A 22543-nucleotide genomic window follows, 5' to 3' on the forward strand; every position below is an offset into this window, starting at 1 on the left:
CGACCGGTCCGACATCTGCGGTGGCTGAGCGCCTGCATGGTGGCGCCTCGGGCGCCCTGTGGGATCAGTCTCGCGTCCGTCAGCCGTTCGTAAGCAGGCGCTCGCGCTCCGCCGCCACGATCTCCCGTGCCATCTCAGCGTCCGTGATGTCGAAGGCTTCCGGGGCGCTGTCGGCGGTTTCGGAAACGCGGGCGAACTCCGCGAAAAGCTGGTTCTTGCGCGCCAGGATTTCAATGATCCGCTGGTCGACGCCTTCTTCGGAGAGCAGGCGGTGCACTTGTACCGACTCCAGCTGCCCCATCCTGTGGGAGCGGCCGATGGCCTGCCATTCGGTCGTCGGCTTGAGCTGGGGCTCGCAGATCACTACGACCGATGCCGACTGGATGTTCAGACCGACGCCGCCTGCCACGATCTGCGCGACGAGGACTGCCCCATGGCTGGCTCGGGAGAACTCATCAACCATGCTCTGTCGCTTCGCGGCAGGAACGGAGCCGGTAAGGGGCCCGAACACCTTCCCAGGAAGGACCGACGCCACTTCGTCGAGGACTTCACGGAAGTACGAGAAGACCAGCACCTTACGCTCGTTGTCCGCTGCCTCCTGGACGATGTCGATGAGTCGCCGCATTTTCTCCGACTTGGCGCCGGCGCGTAGCGCGGCTTGGCGCATGGCCATGAAGTTGCCTTTGATGACAGCCGCTCGGTAGTGCTGTTCGTCGGCGCTGGACATCGGCATCCACTCGTCGACGTCGAACCGCTCCGGGAGCTCTGTGAGGACATCTTCCTGATTGCGCCGTAGATAGGCCGGCGCCACCTGCTTCCGGAACTGGCGAGGAGCGATCTCCGAGGCACTGATCGACAGGTCCGGCCGAAGATAGCCGACGAGATTGCGGAATTCCTCGATCCGGTTCTCCAGTGGGGTGCCGGTCAGGAGGATCGTTCGCTCCAAGCCATCGATCAAGGTCGTGGAGCGCCGGGTTCGCTGGGCGCCCGGATTCTTGATGTAGTGCGCTTCGTCGAAGACCAGGCACGCGGGTCTGGCGCGTTCGGGGATCCGGCCTTCCAACCAACCGAGGATGTCGTAGGTGGTGACCGCGACTCCACCGTGGCGGATCCAGGACTTCAGTGCGTCGTCGCGACCGGGCCCGTGCAGGCGATACGCGCGCAGATCGGACTTGGCCCGGACTTCGCGTACCCAGTTGGTCACGACAGCGGCTGGGCACACCACCAGGAAGTGGGAGGAACCTTTGGCGCGCAAGTGAGCGAGTGCGGCGAGTGACTCGACCGTCTTGCCCAGCCCCATCTCATCGCCGATGATGACCTTGCGTTGCACGATCGCGAAGCGGGCACCGAACGACTGGTATCCACGAAGGGAAACCTTCAGGTGGCTGGTGTCGAGCTTCAGTGCCCTGACCGCCTCGATGATGTCGGTCGGTATGTCGCCGTGCATCTTCTCGGCGTCGTCGGCCAGGAATCCGAGCTCCGAGAGCATCGCGTAGTAGTCGGCCGGGCGCACGATGAAATCTTCCCAAGGGTCACCGCTTGTGGCGTCGTCGCCATTCAGCATCGCCCCGCGGCGCTCGACGGCCGCCAATGCGGTACGCAACTCGGCGACAGTCCGTGCCTGGGGGACGAGAACCACGTGGGAGGTCTTGGAATCGAGGCTGCGCAGGAGCGGCCGAACCGTGTCGGCGGCGGCGAGGTCGGCTGTCGCGCTGCGGATCGAGCGTGCCGCGTCCCAAGCCTGCATCGCCTTGAGGAGATGCGTGGTTTCGCGGGAACGGTTCTTGATGTCGATCCGAACCGGCATCTCATCCAGTGTGGTCTGCCATATGGTTCGGGCGGCACCGATCATCCGCTTGCCCGTCGTCTCACCGACTCCCGGGAGCGATCGAATCCGTGTCTGGTGGTCGAGGACCTGCTGGACATTCCTGATCCCGGCATCGATCAGCGCCGTGATGCGCAGTTGGCCGCTGGTCGCTTCCTTGAGCCGCTCGACGGGCATTTCGGCGACCAGTTTGCGAGCCTCGTCCTGGCGGACGGCGTTGCCGGCGACATCGACTGCTGTTCTGCGCTGATCCTCGCGCTGCAAAGCCTGGTCGATCGCGCCGATCGCGGTCTCGGCGGCGTCCAGTTCGTGTCGCCCGACAAGTTCGGCCCGGCCGCCGAGGAGCTGGGCGAAGCCGACCGTGTCGTCGAGGACAGCTGAGACCCCGGTCGCGGCAACGGCCTTCCTGTCCCAAGCCGTCAGGCTTTCCAACTCGGTGACGAGTGAAGCGCTCACAGCCCACTCGTGGAAGGATGCCAGGTATGCCGCAGCTTGCCCTGCTTCGCCTTTGCGGCTCTTGCCCGACAGGAATCGACGGGCACCGAACAGTGCCCGAACCGCCCTCAGCGCCGGGCCCACGTCGGTGGTCAGCTGGTGGATGCCCTGACGGGCATTCGCCGTGAGCGTCGGGAGGGCCTGACGGCAGGCCAGAGAGGTCACCAGGTCGGCATCGGCCGCCGACACTTGAAGAACGCGCCACGCGGTGATGGATCCGGGCCCGAGGGAAGTCACTCGGCCGAGCAACTGCCTGGCGGCGTCTTGCGCCGCGGCCTCGACGGTCTCACGTTCCTCGGCGATCCCCGCCGCGAGCTTGTGCCACCCGCTGACCCGCTCCACCACACCACGGAGGTGCTGACGTTCTTCCCGCTCCATTGCCCCCGCCGCCTCGCAAGACCTCTGCGAAGATTAGCGACCTCTGTTGACCAAGTCGACGGGATCAGGAAATCGCCGGAACGTCCGGGTAGCGTTCGCGGGCCGCCAAGCGGGAGGTTGTGTAGGTGCTGCTCGAGGAGCTCAAGCCGGGGCTGAGGATCGACGGACTCATGCCGGCGGAGGCCGTCACGGTCATCGCCGCCCAGTGGCACGGATCCAACGCGGTCGAGCTGACCTACAAGACCGCCGGGGGCGGCCTCGACCAGCGGGTTGTCTTCCGCAAGGACGAGGACAGGCTGAGCGTCGCTCACAGCGGCAGCCGCCCGTTCGACGCGCCCGCCGGCGACTTCAGGCTGGCCGCGGAGGCCCAGCGGATCTCACTGGCCGGCCTGTTCGACCCGATGCTCGCGGTGGCGACCAGCGATGTTCAGCCGCTCCCGCACCAGATCCGCGCCGTGTACGGCGAGCTCATGCCCCGTACACCGTTGCGCTTCCTGCTCGCCGACGATCCGGGCGCGGGAAAGACGATCATGGCCGGGCTCTACATCAAGGAGCTCCTGCTGCGCGATGACATCAGTCAGTGCCTCATCGTGGCTCCGGGAGGCCTGGTCGATCAGTGGCAGGACGAGCTCTTCTTCAAGTTCGGCCTCCGTTTCGACCTGCTCACGAACCAGCTCGTCGACTCCCAGCCCCATGCCAACGTCTTCGAGACCCACCCGCTGCTGATCGCCCGCATGGATCAGCTCTCCCGTAACGAGCGACTGAAGGCCCAGCTCCAGGAGACGGAGTGGGACCTGATCGTCGTCGACGAGGCGCACCGCATGGGTGCCCGCTACTTCGGGGGCAAGGTGGAGAAGACCAAGCGGTTCCAGCTCGGCGAGATCCTCGGCGAGATCACTCGTCACCTGCTCCTGATGACGGCGACCCCGCATTCGGGGAAGGAGGAGGATTTCCAGCTCTTCCTCACCCTGCTGGACCGTGACCGGTTCGAGGGCAGGCAGAAGAGGAGCGCCGACGTCAGTGGGGTCATGCGGCGCATGATCAAGGAGGACCTGCTCACCTTCGAGGGCAGGAAGCTCTTCCCCGAGCGCATCGCGGAGACCGTCCCCTACGAGCTCACGGCACTCGAGTACGACCTTTACGAGGACGTCACCCACTATGTCCGCGAGGGCATGAACCGCGCCGGCCGGGTCGGTGGCAAGCGCAGGAACACGGTCGGTTTCGCGCTCACCGTTCTGCAGCGACGCCTGGCCTCCAGCCCGGAGGCGATCTACCGGAGCCTCGTGCGGCGTACCGAGCGCCTGGAGCACAAGAGGCAGGAGATCCTCGACGGGACCTCTCGCGAGAGTGTGCCCGTCATCGATCCCGCCGACTTCGACACTGACGAGCTGAATGCCGAAGAGATCGAAGAGCTGGAGGAGGAACTGCTCGATGCCGCGACGGCGGCGCAGACGGTCGAGGAACTCGACGTCGAGCTCATCGAACTGAGGGCGCTGGTGAAGACGGCGCAGCGGGTCAGGGAGGCAGGTGCGGACCGCAAGTGGACCGAGCTGTCCGCCCTCCTCCGGGACCACGCGCTGGTCACGGACGTCCAGGGCCGGCCTCGGAAACTCATCATTTTCACCGAGCACCGCGACACCCTCCGATACCTACAGGGCAAGATCGGTTCGCTGCTGGGCAAGCCCAATGCCGTCAGGGCCATACACGGCGGTGTACGCAGGGCGGAGCGGAGGCAGATCACCGAGGAGTTCACCAAGAACCGTGATGTGCGGATCCTGCTGGCCACCGACGCCGCGGGTGAGGGACTCAACCTGCAGGCCGCACACCTGATGGTCAATTACGACCTTCCCTGGAACCCCAACCGCATCGAGCAGCGCTTCGGCCGCATCCACCGCATCGGCCAGGAGGAGGTCTGCCGGCTCTGGAACCTCGTCGCCTCCAACACCCGCGAGGGTGAGGTTTTCACGCGCCTGCTGGAGAAGCTCGACCAGATGCGCGAGACGTACGGCGGGAAGGTCTTCGACGTCCTGGGGCAGGCCTTCGCGGAGACCCCGCTGCGGGAGCTGCTCCTCGATGCCATCCAGTACGGTGAGCAGCCAGCTGTCAGAAATCGGATGTACGAGGTCATCGACAGCACGGTCGGAGACGGCCTCGCAGGCCTCCTGGACGAGCGTGCGCTCGCTGTGGAGCACTTCTCGGACGTCGATCTCCGCGCCCTGCGTGCCGCGATGGACGAAGCCCGCGCCCAATGTCTTCAGCCGCACGACATCGCATCGGCCTTCAAGGACGCCTTCACCCGGCTCGGCGGCCGGATCGTCGCGCGCGAACAGGGGCGCCACGAGATAGCTCACGTGCCGCAGCGCGTCCGCTCGGCAGGCAACGGGCCCATCGCCACCAGCTACGATCACGTCACCTTCGACCTCGGCCGCGTCCGGCCCGACGCCCGCGTCCGCGTCGACCTTCTCGTCCCCGGCCACCCGCTGCACGACGCCGTCATGGCCGAGACCATCCGGACCTTCGAGGGCGCCCTCAACCGGGGCACCGTCCTCGTCTCGGCCACCCTCGAGGAACCGCACCTTCTCGTCGGGGTGGTCGAAGAGGTCGCGGATGCCACCGGTGCGTCGGTGGCCCGACGGTTCGCCTACGTCTACGTCGACAGCCGCGGCACTGTGTGGCCGGCCGGCCCTGCTCCCTACCTCGACTGCGCCGATGCGCCCGACGGCGTGTCGGCCGACATCGCGTACGGTCTTCCCTGGCTCGCGGATGCCGAGGCCAAGGCAACCAGCTGGATCATCGCCAACCGGCTTCCCGCGTATCTGGCCGAGGTCCAGCCCCGTCGCCTGGCAGAGTTGGTCAGGACCCGTGAACTGGTGACCAAGCGCCTGACCTCCGAGAAGGAGCGGCTGCTCCTCGACGCTGCGGCGGCCTCCGAGAAGGAACGCAGGGGTGAGAAGCCCAAGGAGTCCTCCGCGAGCCTCCACCGCAAGGCTGCCGGACTCGATGTACGGCTCCGGAAGCGTCTCGCACTGCTCGACCAGCAGCAGTCGATGTCGACGAAGCCGCCGCGGATACTCGCCGCGGCGCTTGTGCTGAGCGTTCCCGGTGCACCCTCTCGTGTGTGATCACGGGCCGGCGTGCAGCGCGACGGAATTGCGCTTCGGGCTGATCCGCAACAGGTCGAGCCACCGGTTCCCGCTTGCTGAGCAGCCCTCCAGGACTGGACCTGGAGCCCCCTCACCCGGTCGCCGTGGCCGCCGGTCCCCCTAGCGGCCCGACGCCCGGTCGCAGGTGATGTCGGTGGACGGCAGGTGACCGGTGGCCAGGTAGGTGTTGACCGTCGTGTCGACGCAGGCGCTGCCGAAGACGCCGTACACGGCGTGCTGGTCCGCGTCGCGGAGGGTGACCAGGCGGGAGGACGGCCACATGCGGCGCACCGTCAGTGCGTTGGCGTGGACGGTGCGCGGGTCACCGGTCGCGTTGACCAGCAGGGCCGGCAGGTCGTCCCGGACCTTCGTCGGGCGTTCGCGCGGCGGGTCCCAGAACGCGCACGGCCCGATGTTCTGGGTGACGGGACCGAACAACGGGTCCTGCGCGCGGACGCGTTCGACGTCACGCCAGTACACCTCGGGGGAACGCGGCGCCGTTGCGTCCCCGCACAGGATCGCCGTCTGGGCACTGCCGTAGGCGGACGCCGATCCGTCCAGCAGGAAGGCGAGGGTGGCCGCGAACCCCGGTGAGGGGGTGACCGGATGGCCCTCGGCGGCACGCCGCATGTCCCGTACGGCCTGCGCGAGATCGGCGTAGGCGGCGTCGTTGTCCTGGGAGAGGCCGCTGAACACGACGACGGGCAGCACATGCTCGTCCACCCGGTGGTCGCCGATCAGCAGCGGGGAGCGTCCGGCCGACGCCTGGACGCCGTCGACCACCGCCAGGACCTCGGTCCGGGTCCGGCCCAGCCCGTAGGCCGCGTCGCGTGCCGCCGCCCAGTCGGCCCAGCCCTGAAGGGCGCGCCTGTTGGCCCGCTCCGTGCCGCGCAGCAGCCGGGGGTTGTAGCGGTCGGGGGCGACGAGGCCGTCCAGGACGACGCGGTCGGTGCGGCCGGGGAACATCGTGGCGTACACCTGGCCCAGGTAGGTCCCGTACGAGTAGCCGAGGTAGGAGATCCTGCGTTCGCCGAGCGCGGCGCGGACGACGTCCAGGTCCCGGGCGGTGTTCCTGGTGGTGGCGTACGGCAGGATGTCGCCCTGGGTGGTCCGGCAGCGTTCGGCGAGGTCCTTCGCCTGGGTCACCATCCGATCGAACCCCGAACGGTCCGTCCCCGCGCCGCGGATGAAGGAGCCGGTGGGCCAGTGGCAGTCCAGCGGCGTGCTGCGGCCGACGAAACGGGGGTCCACGCCCACCACGTCGTAGCGCTCGCCGACCTGCTTCATCGACGTGCGCACCCACGGCGGGTCACCGATCGTCTGCCCGCCGGGTCCGCCGCCGTTGAGGAGCAGCGCGCCCACCCGACGGTCCGTGTCGGTGGCCTTGATCCGCGAGATGGCGACGGTGATCGTACGGCCGTTCGGCTCGGCGTAGTTCAACGGGACGGTGACGTCGGCGCACCGGGCGCCGGCCTTCCGGAGCTCCTCGCCGGTCTCGTCGTCGGGCCCGAGCACACAGCTCTTCCAGTCGAGGTGCTGGCGGTGGTAGCGGGCGAGGGGGTCGGTGGGCGCACCCTCGGGTTCCGCCGCGGCGGGCGACACGGAGACGGTGAGCGCCCCTACGAGGAGGAGGGCGGCCCCCGCCGCGGCGCGCGACACGAGTCGGCGCGGACGGCCCGTCGCAGGGGCGGGGGAGAGGGAGGGGGAGGGGGAGTCGGTCATGCGGAGGTCCTTTCGGAGGGCCTGCCCTCGCAGAGGGACTGGTCGACGAGGTTCAGGAAGTCGGACTCGGCGCGGAGCGAGGCGGGCACCTGGTTCAGGGCGACGGCGACACTCCGGCCGCCGGGCCCGACGGCGACCAGCGCCCGGTGACCGCCGGGCACCGTCCCCGCGTGCCCCCACCACAGGCCGCCGCAGGTCAGCGGTGTCGAGATCAGGCCCAGTCCGTAGCGGGCGCCCGGCCAGAGCCGGTCCGTGTCGACCTCCACCGTCCGCCGCATCTCGGCGAGTTGGGGCGCGGGCAGCAGACGGCCGTCGAACAGGGCGGTGGCGAACCGTGTCAGGTCGCGCTGCGAGGAGACGAGGGCGCCACCGACTCCGCCGAAGGTCATGTTCCAGTCCGTGCCGTCGACGCGGCGACCACCCCCGTCGGTGAAGTAGCTGCGCGAGTGCGGTCCTCGGAGACGGACGTCGCCTCCTGGCCAGTGGGTGTCACGCAGGCCGAGGGGCTCGATGACACGTCGGGTGATCTCCGCCTCGGCGGATCGGCCGGTGACCTCGCGGACGATCATTCCGAGGACGAGGTAGTTGGTGGTGGCGTAGTGCCAGGTGCTCTCGGGGCGCGGGAGCTCGAGAGCGCGGGCGACGAGGTCACGCGGCTCGAAATGGCGGTAGCGCAGCCGTTCGAGGTGTGCCCATTCGGGGGCGTCGAGATAGTCGGGCAACCCACTGGTGTGCCGCAGGAGTTGTCGTACGGTGATGGGGCGGCCGTCGCGACCGTCCGCCGGGAGCACGCCGGGCAGGTAGCGGTCGGCGGGGGCGTCCAGGGAGAGGCGGCGTTCGGCGACGAGTTGCAGGACGACCGCCGCGGTGAACGTCTTCGTCACGCTGCCGGCCCGCAGCCGGTCGGTGGCGTTCATCGGGCGTCCGGTGCGCAGGTCCGCCGTTCCGGCGGTCTCCGTCCAGCGCGCGCAGTGCCTGCCGGCGGTGGGGTCGGTCACCAGGACGGCGGCCCCGGCGATGCCGTCATGGTCGGTGAGGGCGCGCAGCGCCTGACGGGTCCGGTCGTGTGGGCCACAGTCGACGGCCACGCGTGGGTCGGGTGCCTGCGCGGTCGCCGTCGGGCCGGTGGCCAGGACGACGGCCGACACCAGGGCCGCGAGACCGACGCGCCGGGCGGTCGCCGTTGGGGATAAGAAGGTTGGCATGCCACAGCACGGTAGGCACGCGCCGACCCGAGATCACTCCGGCAGGCATGCGCGTGGGCGTTGGCGCCAGCCGGAGCGACGGACCTGGAGCGGGCCCCCTGGACGCGCCGGCCAACTGCTGCTACGGGCGGGCGTGTTCGTCGGCACCCACCGGGTCACGCCCCATGTGCCGCGTGGCGGAGCGGGACCCCGTTGCCGACTCCGCCCCCCGCGGCAGGCGCTCAGCGTGACCGGATGAGCTGCTCGACCCGGCCGTGGAGGCGCTCGACGTGCTGCTCCGACTCCGGCTTCATGAGGACGCTGCGCAGGATGCGTGCCCCGTCGGCATCCGCCGCGACGCCGGGGTGGCGGGCGGCGAAGGCCGCGCGGCCGGCCTTGAGGGTGCTCAGGAACACCGGATCGGGATGAGCCATGCCGTCCGCCAGGACGCGCGCGGACGCGGCGTCGACGGCGGTCAGCGTCGCCGGTTCCACGGCGGGGAAGTAGCCGACGATGTCCAGCTCGGGCCGCTGGTACAGCTCCAGGACGTCGGACGCGTCGATCAGGTCGGCCCAGCGGAGCGCGGCACGGCGCCCGGCCGCGAGAACCCTGCCCAGACCCGCCGGCGTGGGCGGTAGGAGCTGGAAGGTCAGCCACAGGGCGGCGGCGGAGGCGCCCGCGCGCGAGCACTCCAGGCTGATCTCGCCGAGATGCAGCTCGTCGGAGGTGAAGTACGTGTAGGGCGAGTCGTGCAGATAGAACCGCCCCACCTCGGGGTCGCGGAAGAGGACGGCACCGCACCCGTACGGCTGGAGCCCGTGCTTGTGCGGGTCGACGACCACCGAGTCGCACCGGGCGATCGCCCGCCAGGGCTCGGCCGGGAGTCCCTCGGGGCCGTCGGCGCCGGCGAGCAGGGTGAAGAAGCCGCCGTACGCGGCGTCGACATGGACACGGACGCCGTAGCGGTCCCTCAGGGCGAGCACGGTGTGGATCGGATCGACGGCGCCGAGGCCGGTGGTGCCGGCGGTGAGCACGACCGTGCCCACGTCCCCGGTGCGCAGCACGTCCTCCAGGGCGTCGAGATCGATCCGGCCCTGCCCGTCGGCGGGCACCGGGTGCCCCTCGATGCCGAGCACATGGCACATGCGGCCGTGCGTGTAGTGGGCCTCGGAGCTGTACGCGACGCCCCGGCCGGGGTGGAGTTCCCGGGCGACGAACAGGGCCTCCAGGTTGGCGATGGTGCCGCTGGTGGTGAGATGGCCGAGGTGGGTGTCGAAGCCGAACATCTCGGCGAGGCGGGCGACAGCCTCCCGCTCCATCGCGGCGGTGGCGGGGCCGCCGTCCAGGGCGTGGTTGTTCGGGTTGATCAGCATGGCGGTGAGATGGCCGACCACCGCGGCCGGATGCGGAGGCTTGAGCATCTGCCCCGCGTAGCTCGGGTGGAAGAACGGGTAGTTGTCCCTCAGCCGCGTGGTGAACTCGTCGAAGACGGCACCGAAGGTGTCGTCGTCCACGTGCAGGGACGGGTGGGGCTCATAGGGGCCGAAGGTGCCGGCCCATTTCTGGATCGTGTCGTCGGCTCGTCCCAGCCAGTGCTTCAGGTCCACGGACGTCCCCTCTCTCGGACTCTCCCGGCGGTGCGCCCACGATACGATTTCATTGACTACTCAGCAATTGATTGCTCAGTGATTGAGATGTCGGTAGGTGACCAGGCAGTAAAGTTCGCGGGTGAGCCGGGCAAGGAGAGGACGCGCACCCATGGATGCCGAGACCCAGCGGGCGGACGAGACGGTCCGCGCCGCCAACAGTCGGCTCGTCCAGGACTTCGGGCTGCTGATCAAGGCCGCGACCCGTATGGAACAGCGGATCGACAGCGTCCTGAGGCGGGAGTGCGGCATCAGCCACACCATGTTCGAGGTCCTCATCAGGCTCTGCCGGCAGCCGGGCGAGGAGGTCTCGCAGCGGGCGCTCGCCGACGACCTCACCCTGACCAGCAGCGGCATCACCCGGCTCGTCGACCGCATGGAGACGGCGGACCTGGTCCGCCGGGTGCCGTCGCCCGAGGACCGCCGGAGCGTTCTGGTCGAGGCGACCGAGCACGGCCGCACCGTCTTCCTCCGGGCCGCCGAGGCGCACGGGCAGGTCGTCGAGCGGTACCTCGTGGCGCCGCTGGCCCCCGCCGACCACCGGCGACTGACCATCTCCCTCAACGAGATCAACACGGCACTGCGCGACGACTGACCCCCGCGACAGCGCGAGGGCCCGCCCGGCTCCGCCCGGGGCCACCGTCCCGGGAGCGGACCGTCCGCCGTCAGCGTTCGAACAACCGGGTCCGGGGTCCGCGACCGGGTCGGCGCCGCTGTCTCGGCCGAACGGCCGATCCCGCCGGTGTCCGGCCCCCGCCGCGCCCTCCCCGCCGTACGGAGTCGGCGGTACAGGGGGCGCGGGCCGGTCTACTTCCAGTCGTACGCGTAGGCCGCGACCCAGGTGATGTCGAGCTGGGCGCTGCTGCCGGGGGCGGCGCCGGGGCCCCGCAGCGCGCTCTCGTTCTGGAGCACCCACGACAGGGGTCGGTCCGGTACCTGCCGCGTGTCGTGACCGACCAGCCTGCCGTCCACGAAGAACCGCACCTGACCGGGCGTCCACTCCGTGGACACGGTGTGCCACTCCGTCCAGTCGTCGGCCCCCGGGAAGGAGCCCTGCCCACCACCCCCGCACGGATGATGGAAGGCGGTGAGGTCGTCCGTCCACTCGCCCTCCGGATGGTCCATCTCGCAGCCGCCCCCGTAGTGGAGCCAGGCGGACTTGTAGCCCGGAGCGAGTGCGGTGACCTTGATGCGGGCGCTGTACTTGCCGTACCTCATCTGCATGACGGCACGCGGTACCACCGCGGCGGCGTGCACGGGACCTCCGTCGGTGGGCCGCCACATCCGGATGAACATCCGTCCGTCGCCGTTCTCCGCAGGACCCACGCTCACGGTGTCCTCCGGGTGGTAGACGCCGACGACCTCCCGGCCCCGTTCGCCGGCCGTGTCGGGCCAGCCCGTCGGATAGGCCCACCAGTTGTCGCGGTACGCGCCGCTCAGCCCCCCGCAGTACGCGGCGGACGTGTCGACCTCGTGCGCGCAGTCGTCGAACGACCCCAGCGGCACCCGGTCACCGTTGAAGTCCTCCGCGAGGACCTGCCAGAACGGCCCGCAGTCGCCGCGCGGCAACGCGGTGCCCGTGGTGCGGCAGGCGTCCGCCGACACGGGCGCCCCCTCGGCCCGGGGGACACCGAGGAGGACGGCCAGGAGCAGGAGAACCGTCGGCGCCCACAGCGCGCGTCCACCACGACCCGGTGCCGCATGAGCCCCCATCGCCGGCCCCCTCCCCGTCCGGGCGGGTGTCCACCGCCGCGACGCACGGCAGGATGTGTCGCGCGAGGAGGCATCCTCGCCGCAGGACCGGTGGGACACCACCCCCGCAACCGGACGCCTTCCGGACCGTCGTGCTCCGCGGTCGCGCGCCGTGGGGACTGCCCGGCGCACAATGAACCCGGGAAGCAGTGCGAGCAGTCGATCTCACGGAGCCGCCCACGGCGGCTCCGGTCGTCGAGAGGTCGTGGAGAGAAGGAACGATGGGCGAGCACGGTGTCGCCTCGGCCGCGGTGGACGCCCGGGGGGTGATCGTCGCGTGGAGCACCGGCGCCCGTGACCTGCTCGGCTACGGGCCCGAGGACGTCCTCGGCCGACCGGCCGCCGAGCTGCTGACCGGCCCCCTTCCCGCCTCGGCCCGGCGCCGTCTCACCCGGCGGGCGCAATGGCGCGGCCCCCTCGACGCCCGGCACCGGGACGGCCACGGGGTGGAGCTGGAACTGGTCGCCCACCCCCTGACGGACGCGGCGGGGGAGGCCCGGTGGTTCGTGACGGCCACCGTGCCGGAACCCGTGGCCCGGCTGCGGGGCTGGGCCCTGGACCAGCTGCCCGTACCGATCGCGCTGTTCGACCAGGACGGGCTCGCCGTGGCCACGAACTCCGCCATGGAGGACGTGATGGGCCGGCCGGAGAAGGACCTGCTCGGCCGACGGGTGGGGGAGTCCGTCGACGGCAGGCGCAGGCTGCCCGGCTTCGAAGGGCTCGACGCCGCGGTACGGCGCGTCCTGGACACGGGCGAGCCGGTGCCCTACGAGGCCTGGCTGCACGCGCCCGGCGAGGCCCGCGAGCACGCCTGGCTGGTGTCGCTCAGCCCCCTGAAGGACGACGCCGACGCGGTGCGCGGCATGTGCCTGGTGGCGCTGGACAGCACCGAGCAGTTCCTGGCCCGCCGCCGCCTCACCATGGTCAACGAGTCCGGCGGCCGGATCGGCTCCACCCTCGACGTGGCGCGTACCGCGGAGGAACTCGCGGAGGTGTGCACCGACTACTTCGCCGACTTCGTCATGGTGGACCTGCTCGACTCGGTGCTGGCCGGCGAGGAGGCGCCCCTCCTGCCCGGCGCCGGCCCCCTGCTGTTCCGCCGCACCGCCCAGCGGTCCGTGCTGGAGGGCTGCCCCGAAGCCGTCATCCCCGTCGGCAGCCGGCACACCTACGACGAGGACTCACCTCCGGGCCGCGCCCTGACCAGCGGCCGCGCCCTGCTGTACGACGTCGACGACATCACCCGGCGCCTGTGGGTCGCGGACACACCCGCGCGGGACCGCAGCATCGACGCCCACGGCATCCACTCGCTGATGGCGGTGCCGCTGCGGGCCCGCGGTGTCACGCTCGGCCTGTCGCTCCTCGCCCGCCACCGCACCCCGGAACCCTTCACCGAGGACGACCTGCTGCTCGCCGAGGAGCTGGCCGCCCGCGCCGCCGTGTGCGTCGACAACGCCCGCCGCTACACCCGCGAGCACGCCATCGCCCTCGGACTCCAGCGCAGTCTGCTGCGCCACCACGCGCCCCGGCAGGCCGCCGTGGAGATCGCCTCCCGCTACCAGCCGGCCAGCTCCCGCGCCGGGATCGGCGGCGACTGGTTCGACGTGATCGCGCTGTCCGGGGCACGGGTGGCGCTCGTCGTCGGCGACGTCGTGGGCCACGGGGTGCAGGCCTCCGCGACCATGGGCCGGCTGCGGACCGCCGTCCGCACCCTGGCCGACGTGGACCTCGCCCCGGACGAACTGCTCACCCAGCTCGACGACATCGTCCTGCGCCTCGACACCGAGACGGCGGCGGACGGCGACGCCGACAGCCCCGGCGAGATCGGCGCGACGTGCCTGTACGCCGTCTACGACCCGACCACGCGGCAGTGCACCATGGCCCGCGCCGGCCATCCGTCGCCCGCCCTGGTCGCCCCCGACGGCGAGGTGGAGTTCCTCGACCTGCCGACCGGGCCGCCGCTGGGCGTGGGCGGGCTGCCGTTCGAGACGGCGGAGTTCGACCTCGCCGAGGGCAGCGTGCTCGCCCTGTACACCGACGGCCTCGTCCAGACCGCCGGCCACGACATGGACGACGGGCTCACCCTGCTGAGGGAGGCGCTCGGGGGGAAGAACCGGCCCTTGGAGGAGACCTGCGACGGCGTCCTGCGCGGCCTGCTGACGGACCGCCCCGCGGACGACGTCGCCCTGCTGCTGGCCCGCACCCACGGCCTGGCCGCCGACCAGGTCGCCACCTGGGACGTCCCCGCCGACCCCACCTTCGTCGCCCAGGCCCGCAAGCTGGCCTGCGAACAGCTCGCCGCCTGGCAGCTGCACGACCTCTCCTTCGTCACCGAAGTGATCGTCAGCGAACTGGTCACCAACGCCATCCGCTACGGCGACGCCCCCGTGCAACTGCGGCTGATCCGCGACGCCACCCTCATCTGCGAGGTGTCCGACTCCAGCAGTACCGCCCCGCACATGCGCCGGGCACGCGCCTTCGACGAGGGCGGCCGCGGTCTCCTTCTCGTCGCCCAGCTCAGCCGACGCTGGGGCAGCCGCCACACCCGCACCGGCAAGACCATCTGGGCGGAACAGGCACTGCCGGACGAGACGCCGGTCCCGTAGCCCCGGGTCCGTTCTCACCGGTGGCCGCCCGGTGGGACGCCGTCCGGTTTCACCGGTGGCCACCCGGTGGGACGGTGGGACGACAAGGAGTTCTCCGGAGCGCTCGGCGAAGCCGGTACGACAGCCAGCGAAGGAGCCGCCGCCATGGCCGCCGTCGACATCAGCCCCGCAGCGGCTCTGCACCGCAGGGCGAAGTACCCCACCCCGACCGCCCTCCACTACGAGGGCCAGGAGTTCTCCGCCGCCCGGCTCAGCCGGACGGCGGTCGAGCTGGCCGCGGGACTCGCCGAACAAGGGCTGCGCCGCGGCGACCGGATCGCCTACCTGGGTCTGAACAGCGCCGCCTTCTTCCACACCCTCTTCGCCGCCGCCCACCTCGGCGCCGTCTTCATCCCGGTCAACTTCCGGCTCGTCGCCGAGGAGGTCCGCGACATCCTCGTGGACAGCGGGGCCCACACCCTGGTCGTCGAGGACGGGCACCGCACGCTCGTCGAGTCCATCGCCGACGACATCCCGGCCCGCCGTCGCCTCCTCGTCGACACCGACCCCGCCTGCCCCGCCCCGGCGACGGCACCGGCCGGATGGACACCGTTGTCGCTGCTGCTCGGCCCCGGCCGCGCCGAACGGCCGCCGGTGCCCCTGCACGAGGACGACCTCGGTGTGCTGATGTACACCTCGGGCACCACCGGCCGTCCCAAGGGCGTCATGCTCACCCACGGCAACCTCTGGTGGAACGCGGTGAACGTCGACAGCATGGTCGACACCCGCTCCGACGACGTGAACCTGGCCGTCGCCCCCCTCTTCCACATCGGGGGCCTCAACGCCCTCACCCTGCGGACCCTGCTACGCGGCGGCACCGTGGTCGTACGCCGCGTGTTCGACCCGGCCCAGTGCCTGGACGACCTCGTACGCCACCGGGTCACCGGTCTTTTCGCGGTGCCCGCCATGTACGCCGCCCTCTTCCGCGTGCCGGGCTTCGCCGAGGCCGATCTGAGCGCGCTGCGGTCCCCGATCGTGGCGGGCGCCCCCGTGCCGCCGCGGCTCATCCACGACTGGGCCGAGCGCGGTGTGCTCCTCCAGCAGGCGTGGGGGCTCACCGAGACGGCTCCCTTCGCCACGTATCTGCCGGCCGCGCTGACCCGCGAGAAGACCGGCTCCGCCGGCGCCCCCATGCCGTACACCGAGATCCGCGTCGTCGACCCGGTCACCGGGGACGGCGTCGACGAGGCCGACACCCACGGCGAGATCTGCGTCCGCGGCCCCAACGTCACGCCGGGCTACTGGAACAACCCCGAGGCGACCGCCGCGGCCTTCGACGACGCCGGCTGGTTCCACTCCGGGGACGTCGCCCACCGCGACAAGGACGGCTTCTACTACATCGTCGACCGACTCAAGGACATGATCATCAGCGGTGGTGAGAACATCTACCCGGCCGAGGTGGAACGGGTCCTCACCGCCTGCCCCGGCGTCCTGGAGGCGGCAGCCCTCGGCGTTCCCGACCCCACCTGGGGCGAGACCGTCCTCGCCGTCCTCACCTGCGCTCCCGGCACGCGGCCCACGCTGGAGGAGGTCCGCGCGTTCGCCGGCCGCCACCTCGCCGACTACAAGCTCCCCACCCGGCTCCTGCTCCTCGACCGACTGCCGCGCAACGCCAGCGGCAAGCTCGCCAAGGCCGAACTGCGCCGCCTGGTCGCGTCCCGGCCCGCGACGGACAGCCTCTGACCTCGGCCGGGCGACGGAGAGGCAAGCCCGGCACCCCGCGACCGACATTTCTTCCCAAACAAGCGCATAGGTGCTCGGCGCACGGATACGCGTGCGGCATGGTGCGGACACTGAAACAACTCAGAAGGCATGGCGAACACCACGCGCACGACCGCGAGGCCGATGACATGGAGGAACGGGTGGACCGGCGGGCGTCTCAGGAACAGCCCCTCGGTCCCGAGGACCGGACGGAGCGAGCGCCCGAGGAGCGGTCCGTCGGACCGGAGGACGAGGAGCGGTCCGCCGGGCCGCCCGGGGACCAGCGGTCCATCGGGCCCGACGAGGACGTGGAGCGCCGGGCGCCGGACCAGCCGACGCAGGTGCTCAGGCGTTCCTGGTCCGCTGTGCTGAAGGGGACCCTGAAGGAGTTCAAGGACGACGAACTGACCGACCGGGCCGCCGCCCTGACGTACTACGGGATCCTCTCGCTCTTCCCCGCGCTGCTGGTGCTCGTCTCCCTCCTGGGGCTCACCGGCCGCTCGGCGACCCAACAGGTGCTGGACAACATCCAGAGCCTCGCCCCGGGTTCGGCGCGGGAGATCCTCCAGGACGCGGTGCGACAGCTCCAGGGCAACGCCGGGATCGGCTCCGTCATGGCGGTCGTCGGTCTGCTGCTGGCGGTGTGGTCGACCTCCGGCTACGTCGCCGCGTTCATCCGCACCGCCAACGCCGTCTACGACATCCCCGAGGGCCGCCCCGTCTGGAAGGTGCTGCCGATCCGGGTCGCCGTGACGGTCGTCCTGCTGGTCCTCGCGGTGATCAGCGCGCTGATCGTCGTGTTCACCGGGGCCCTGGCCCGTGAGGTGGGCTCGGCGCTGGGCATGGGCGACACGGCCCTGACGGTGTGGTCGATCGCGAAGTGGCCGGTGCTCGTGGCCCTGGTCACCGTCATGATCGCGCTTCTCTACTGGGCCACCCCCAACGCCAAGGTGCGCGGCTTCCGTTGGGTGACTCCCGGCAGCCTCCTGGCCCTGCTGATCTGGATGGTCGCCTCGGCCGGGTTCGCGCTGTACGTGGCCAACTTCGGCTCGTACAACAAGACGTACGGCACCCTCGCCGGTGTGATCGTCTTCCTGGTGTGGCTGTGGATCACGAATCTCGCGATCTTGCTGGGACTGGAGTTCGACGCGGAGCTGACCCGCCAACGGGCCGTCGCGGGAGGCCATCCGGTCGAGGAGGAGCCGTACGTCCAGCCGCGCGACACACGGAAGTGGACCGAGGAGGACCGACGACGGCTTCGCACCTGAGCGCCCGTGAGCGCCGGGTCGCCGCCCCCGGGCGGCGCGGACGGGAGGACGCCGCCCATGAAGGTGATGGGGCAGCTGCGCGCCGCGGACCGACGACTGGCCCGCCGGGTCATCGACGGCGGGCCGGCGTGGGCGAGGCGGGTACTGCCCGCGGTCGAGGAGGCGGCCGAACACACGAAGGTGTGGTGGGCCGTGACGGTGCTGCTGGCGGCCACGGGAGGGCGCGGCCGGTGGCCGCGGTGACCGGCGCGGCGGGCATGACGACGGCGCTGCTCCTGTCGAACCTGGTCACCAAGCAGCTGTACCGGCGCCGCCGCCCGCCCTCGGAGTGGGTCCCGCCGGACGCGCTCCGGGGCCGCCCCGAGAGTTCCTCCTTCCCTTCCGGGCACACGGCCGCCGCCTTCGCCTTCGCGGGCGCCGTCGGCTCGGTGTGGCCGCCCGTCGGCGCGACGTGCGGGGCGCTCGCGGTGCCGGTGGCCGTCGAACGCGTGCACAGCGGTGCGCACTACCCGTCCGACGTGGCGGCCGGCGCGGCGCTCGGCCTGGCCTCGGCGGCCCTGGTCCGAGCCGCCCCCCGGCTGCTGTGGCGCCGGGTGCTCTGACCGGTGCACGGTGGACCCGTGGAGAGTGCTCGTGAACATCCGCGGGGAGTGCCGACGGGGACCCACACCGAACCCGGTGACCCCGGTCGGGCGACCCATGCCGAGCAGCCCGGCCCCGGCGGTGACGCCGCCTCGAAAGGCCCCGACGGCGAAACGGCCCCGAATGGCCTCGACGGCGACGGCCCCCCGAACGGCCCCGTCGTCTCCCGGCCGGAGTTCGACCGGATCTTCGAGGCCGTCCGTACCTGGGGGCGCTGGGACCCCGCCGACCGGGGCGCGTGGAACCGGGTGACCGAGGAGCATGTGCGGCGCGCCGCCGGGCAGGTGCGGTCCGGGCTGGTCGTCCCGATGGCGTTGCCCTGGAACACCCGGCCCGGCCCCGACAACCGCAAGCCCGCCCTGCACCACATGACCGACCTCGGGGACGTGGAGAGCCCGGAGCCCACGACCCACAAGGACTTCCTCGCCGCCGACTACCACGGCAAGGGCGTCACCCATCTGGACGCGCTGTCCCACATCGCCTACCGGGGGCGGCTCTACGACGACAGGGCGGCCCACGAGTCCGTCGACGCGGCAGGTGCCCGCTTCGGCACGGTGGCCGCGCTCGGCCCGCTCGTCACGACGGGAGTGCTGCTCGACCTCCCCGCCGTCCTCGGCGTCCGCTGGCTGGAGCCGGGCCGAGCCGTGCGCGCGAAGGACGTCCTCGCGGCGGAGAAGGCGCTCGGGGTGACGATCGGCGAGGGCGACGCGGTGCTGCTGCGCTCCGGCCAGGTCCGCCGCCGCGCGGAACTCGGCGCCTGGGACCCCGACACCGCGAGCGCCGGGTTCCATGTGGACGCCCTGCCCCTGCTGGCCGAACGCGGTGTCTGCCTGCTCGGCGGTGACGGCGACAGCGACGTACGGCCCTCGCCCGTCCCCGGGGTGCACTCACCGGTCCACGCCCTGGCCGTGACCGCGATGGGCGTGCCGCTGCTGGACAACCTCGATCTGGAGGCGCTCGCCGCGGCCACCGCGGAGGCGGGGCGCCATGCGTTCCTGCTCGTCGTGGCCCCGCTGAACGTCCCCGGCGGCACCGGCTCACCCGTCAACCCGGTCGCGGTCCTGTGATCGGCCCGCCCCCGCGGCGGGCTCCGGCCCCCTCCGGGCCCGCCCGCTCCGTGCGCGCCTCGATGGCCGACCGTGACTCGGGTTGCGGATGCCCGTATCCTCGTCAATGCCGGATACTTCCGATAAGCGGGTTATCGAAGGCGCGTGTGAGGCGAGCGTGGTCAGGTCCGACGGCGAGCCGATCCTCACGGGCCGTGCGACACAAGGCACGGGGCCCGCTCGTTTTCGTGAGCGTTTTCTCCAGGGCGAACCGGTCGAGACCGGGGTGCGGACCTCGATCCTGCACTCCTGGCGGCGCTCCCGGTCCCTGGGGCTCTCGCCGAACCAGTCCGAGCTGCCCTTCAGCGACGACTTCGACCCCGACGGCCGTATCGTCCGCGCGGCGACGCCGGTGCTCGACCGGCTCCAGGCCCGGTTCGCCGGCAGCGCCATGAACATCTCCCTGGCCGACGGGACCGGGACGGTGCTGATGCGCCGGTTCGGCCGGGCGTCGATGGCCCGGAGCCTCCCCGCGATCCAGACCGTGCCGGGGTTCGTCTTCGCCGAGCGGTTCGCCGGCACCAACGGCATCGGCCTCGCCCTGGCGGAGCGAAGGCTCATCGGCGTCTACGGCGCCGAGCACTTCGCCGAACGCTCCCAGGGCAGCGCCTGCCGGGCGCTCCCCGTCCGGGACCCGCTGAGCGGCCGTATCGAGGGCGTCCTGTGCTTCGGCTATCCCCGCAGCGCGGAGGACCCGGCGCTGACCCCCGTGATCCGCAAGGCCGCCGCGGCCATCGAACGGCGGCTGCTGGCGCAGAGTTCCGCCCGTGAACGCTCACTGCTCCAGGCGTACTCGGCGGCCGAGGCCATGGCCGACGGCGGCCTGCACCACAGTGTCCGGATGGACGCCCTGGCCCTCGAACTCCACCCCGGCGACCGGGCGATCCTCATGGAGAAGGCCGCCGAGCTGATCTCCCGCGCCCAGCGGGCGGCCGTCGAGGTGCCCCTGCCCGACGGCCGGCGGATCACCCTCGTGAGCCGTCCCGTGACCAGCGCCTCCGGGGTCGAGGGCATGGCCATCGAGGCCGTCCTCCCCGGCCCCTCCCTGGCGCTCCCGGACATCCCGCGCCAGTTCGAGCAACTCCTCCGACCCCTCGCCGCGCCCGCCGGCCCCCCGCCGCTGGACGGCACCCCCCTGGTCGCGGCCCCCGCCGGACCCGTCGGCGACGGAACCCTCGCCCCGTCCGGTCCCGCCCCCGGCACCCCGGAAGCCCCCGCCGCCGTGTCCCACGACGTCGACGGCGCCCCGCACGAGCCCCCGCGCCCCGCGCCGCCCGCGCGCGAGCTGCTGATGGTGGGGGAGCCGCACGTCGGGACGTACGCCCTGGCCGCGCGCCGCCGCCTGGAACTGCTGTCGGAGGTCGGCGCCCGCATCGGCACCACCCTCGACGTGCGCCGTACCGCCCAGGAACTCGCCGAGACGATCGTCCCGCGGCTCGCCGACCACGTCGTCGTCGACCTGGCCGAACCCGTCCTACGGGGCGAGGAGGCCACGGACCCCCGCGTCGACCTGCGGCGCACGGTGGTCCACGGCGTCAGCGACGAGCCGCCCTTCAAGCCCGTGGGCAAACAGGCCGAGTACGGTCCCACCGCACCCCAGCTGTGCTGTCTGGCCTCCGGGGAAGCGATGCTGGAGCCCGATCTGACGACCGCCGCCGACTGGCTCGCCCAGGACCCCGAGCACACCGACCGGCTGCTGCGCCACGTCCGCTCCCTCATCGCGGTGCCCCTGGTCGCACGCGGGGTCGCCCTCGGCGTCGCCACCTTCTACCGGTCCCACGACTCCGCGCCCTTCGACGACGACGACCGGCGGCTCGCCCAGGAACTCGCCCACCGCGCCGCGCTGTCCCTCGACAACGCCCGGCGCTACACCCGCGAACGCACCATGGTGCTGGCCCTCCAGCGCAGCCTCCTCCCGCACGGCGTGCCCGACCAGGACGCCGTCGAGGTCGCCCACCGCTATCTGCCCGCCGAGTCCGACGTCGGCGGCGACTGGTACGACGTCATCCCGCTCTCCGGCGCGCGCATCGGCCTCCTCGTCGGTGACGTCGTCGGCCACGGCATGTTCTCCGCCGCCACCATGGGCCGGCTGCGCACCGCCGCCCGCAGCTTCGCCGAACTCGACTTCCCGCCGGACGAGGTCCTCACCCACCTCGACAACCTCGTGAACCGGCTGGACCGCGAGGACCCCACCTCCCACGGTGCCGGCATCATCGGCGCGACCTGCCTCTACGCCGTCTACGACCCGACCACGCAGCAGTGCAGCATGGCCCGCGCCGGCCACCCGCCGCCCGCGCTGGTCCGCCCCGACGGCACGGTCTCGTTCCCCGACCTGCCGGCCGGGCCGCCGCTCGGCCTGGGCGGCCTGCCCTTCGAGGCCGTCGAGATCCAGCTGCCCGAGGGCAGTGAACTGGTCCTCTACACCGACGGGCTCATCGAGGACCGCACCCGCGACGTCGACGTGGTCCTCGACCAGCTGAGCACCGCCCTCGCACAGGCCGAGCGCACCCCGGAGGAGACCTGCCGGGCGGTCCTCGACACCGTGGCACCGGCCCATCCGGCCGACGACATCGCCGTGGTCGTGGCCCGCACCCACGCCTTCGACCCCGGCCGGATCGCCACCTGGGAGCTGCCCGCCGACCCGGCCCGCGTCAGCGAGGTCCGCGCCTCCGCCCTGCGCACGCTGACCGAGTGGGGCCTCGACGAGGCCGCCTTCGCCGCGGAGCTGATGCTCAGCGAGCTGGTCACCAACGCCATCATCCACGGCAGCGGCCCCATCCGGGTCCGGCTGCTGCGCGACCGCTGTCTGATCTGCGAGGTCTCCGACACCAGCAACACCGCCCCGCACCTGCGCCGGGCGGCCAGCACCGACGAGGGCGGCCGCGGTCTGTTCCTCGTCGCCCAGCTGGCGCAGAGCTGGGGGACGCGCTACACGCCGGAGGGCAAGGTCATCTGGGCAGCCTGCGACCTCGACGGAATCTGAGCCATCGGCACCGGCCGCCTCGAACGCGGCGAAATGCCAGAATTAGTGTGATA

The 22543-nt window shown here is 71.6% G+C and carries 14 protein-coding genes; 9 read left to right on the forward strand and 5 right to left on the reverse strand.

The annotated features are described in order from the left end of the window. Positions 1-79: 79 nt before the first annotated feature. Positions 80-2698, reverse strand: coding sequence for a DEAD/DEAH box helicase (locus SMA5143A_RS24535; protein ID WP_181361996.1), 2619 nt, complete (start codon positions 2696-2698; stop codon positions 80-82). A 125-nt stretch (positions 2699-2823) separates the two neighbouring features. Here SMA5143A_RS24535 and SMA5143A_RS24540 point away from each other — a divergent pair, with 125 nt between their 5' ends. Beyond that, the gene (locus SMA5143A_RS24540; RefSeq protein ID WP_219923607.1) at positions 2824-5820 is read left to right on the forward strand and encodes a helicase-related protein; all 2997 of its coding nucleotides are present in this window, start codon (positions 2824-2826) and stop codon (positions 5818-5820) included. A gap of 141 nt (positions 5821-5961) precedes the next feature. On the opposite strand, the gene SMA5143A_RS24545 is transcribed toward SMA5143A_RS24540, so the two are convergent. The 3 genes from SMA5143A_RS24545 to SMA5143A_RS24555 all read right to left on the reverse strand — a co-directional run bounded on the left by SMA5143A_RS24545 (position 5962) and on the right by SMA5143A_RS24555 (position 10354). After that, a complete protein-coding gene (locus SMA5143A_RS24545) occupies positions 5962-7563 on the reverse strand; it encodes an alpha/beta fold hydrolase (protein ID WP_107465008.1) in 1602 nt (533 codons plus the stop codon). Then, on the reverse strand, positions 7560-8768 hold the full coding sequence (locus tag SMA5143A_RS24550; RefSeq protein ID WP_107465009.1) for a serine hydrolase domain-containing protein: 1209 nt from the start codon (positions 8766-8768) through the stop codon (positions 7560-7562). The genes SMA5143A_RS24545 and SMA5143A_RS24550 overlap by 4 nt, the downstream gene beginning before the upstream one ends. A 221-nt stretch (positions 8769-8989) precedes the next feature. Beyond that, the gene (locus SMA5143A_RS24555) at positions 8990-10354 is read right to left on the reverse strand and encodes a pyridoxal phosphate-dependent decarboxylase family protein (protein ID WP_107465010.1); all 1365 of its coding nucleotides are present in this window, start codon (positions 10352-10354) and stop codon (positions 8990-8992) included. 151 nt (positions 10355-10505) lie between these two features. Here SMA5143A_RS24555 and SMA5143A_RS24560 point away from each other — a divergent pair, with 151 nt between their 5' ends. Next, the gene (locus SMA5143A_RS24560; protein ID WP_107465011.1) at positions 10506-10988 is read left to right on the forward strand and encodes a MarR family winged helix-turn-helix transcriptional regulator; all 483 of its coding nucleotides are present in this window, start codon (positions 10506-10508) and stop codon (positions 10986-10988) included. Between the two features lie 212 nt (positions 10989-11200). Here the strand turns inward: SMA5143A_RS24560 and SMA5143A_RS24565 are convergent, their stop codons facing one another. Next, on the reverse strand, positions 11201-12106 hold the full coding sequence (locus SMA5143A_RS24565) for a glycoside hydrolase family 16 protein (protein ID WP_107465012.1): 906 nt from the start codon (positions 12104-12106) through the stop codon (positions 11201-11203). 260 nt (positions 12107-12366) lie between these two features. Between SMA5143A_RS24565 and SMA5143A_RS24570 the strand changes: the two genes are divergently transcribed. From SMA5143A_RS24570 to SMA5143A_RS24595, 7 genes are all read left to right on the forward strand, one after another. Next, on the forward strand, positions 12367-14751 hold the full coding sequence (locus SMA5143A_RS24570) for a SpoIIE family protein phosphatase (protein ID WP_107465013.1): 2385 nt from the start codon (positions 12367-12369) through the stop codon (positions 14749-14751). Between the two features lie 66 nt (positions 14752-14817). Further along, entirely contained in the window at positions 14818-16473 is a 1656-nt protein-coding gene (locus SMA5143A_RS24575; protein WP_308812046.1) for an AMP-binding protein, read from the forward strand. Between the two features lie 98 nt (positions 16474-16571). Beyond that, a complete protein-coding gene (locus SMA5143A_RS24580) occupies positions 16572-17759 on the forward strand; it encodes a YihY/virulence factor BrkB family protein (protein WP_258193715.1) in 1188 nt (395 codons plus the stop codon). 57 nt (positions 17760-17816) lie between these two features. Beyond that, entirely contained in the window at positions 17817-18002 is a 186-nt protein-coding gene (locus tag SMA5143A_RS44085) for a hypothetical protein (protein ID WP_258193716.1), read from the forward strand. Beyond that, positions 17990-18361, forward strand: coding sequence for a phosphatase PAP2 family protein (locus SMA5143A_RS24585; RefSeq protein ID WP_258193717.1), 372 nt, complete (start codon positions 17990-17992; stop codon positions 18359-18361). Before SMA5143A_RS44085 ends, SMA5143A_RS24585 begins: the two co-directional genes overlap by 13 nt. A gap of 225 nt (positions 18362-18586) precedes the next feature. After that, a complete protein-coding gene (locus tag SMA5143A_RS24590) occupies positions 18587-19468 on the forward strand; it encodes a cyclase family protein (protein WP_258193725.1) in 882 nt (293 codons plus the stop codon). A 157-nt stretch (positions 19469-19625) separates the two neighbouring features. Then, entirely contained in the window at positions 19626-22490 is a 2865-nt protein-coding gene (locus tag SMA5143A_RS24595) for a SpoIIE family protein phosphatase (RefSeq protein WP_107465016.1), read from the forward strand. The last annotated feature ends 53 nt before the right edge of the window (positions 22491-22543 follow it).

The sequence above is a fragment of the Streptomyces sp. MA5143a genome, from assembly GCF_900290235.1.
GTDB lineage: Bacteria > Actinomycetota > Actinomycetes > Streptomycetales > Streptomycetaceae > Streptomyces.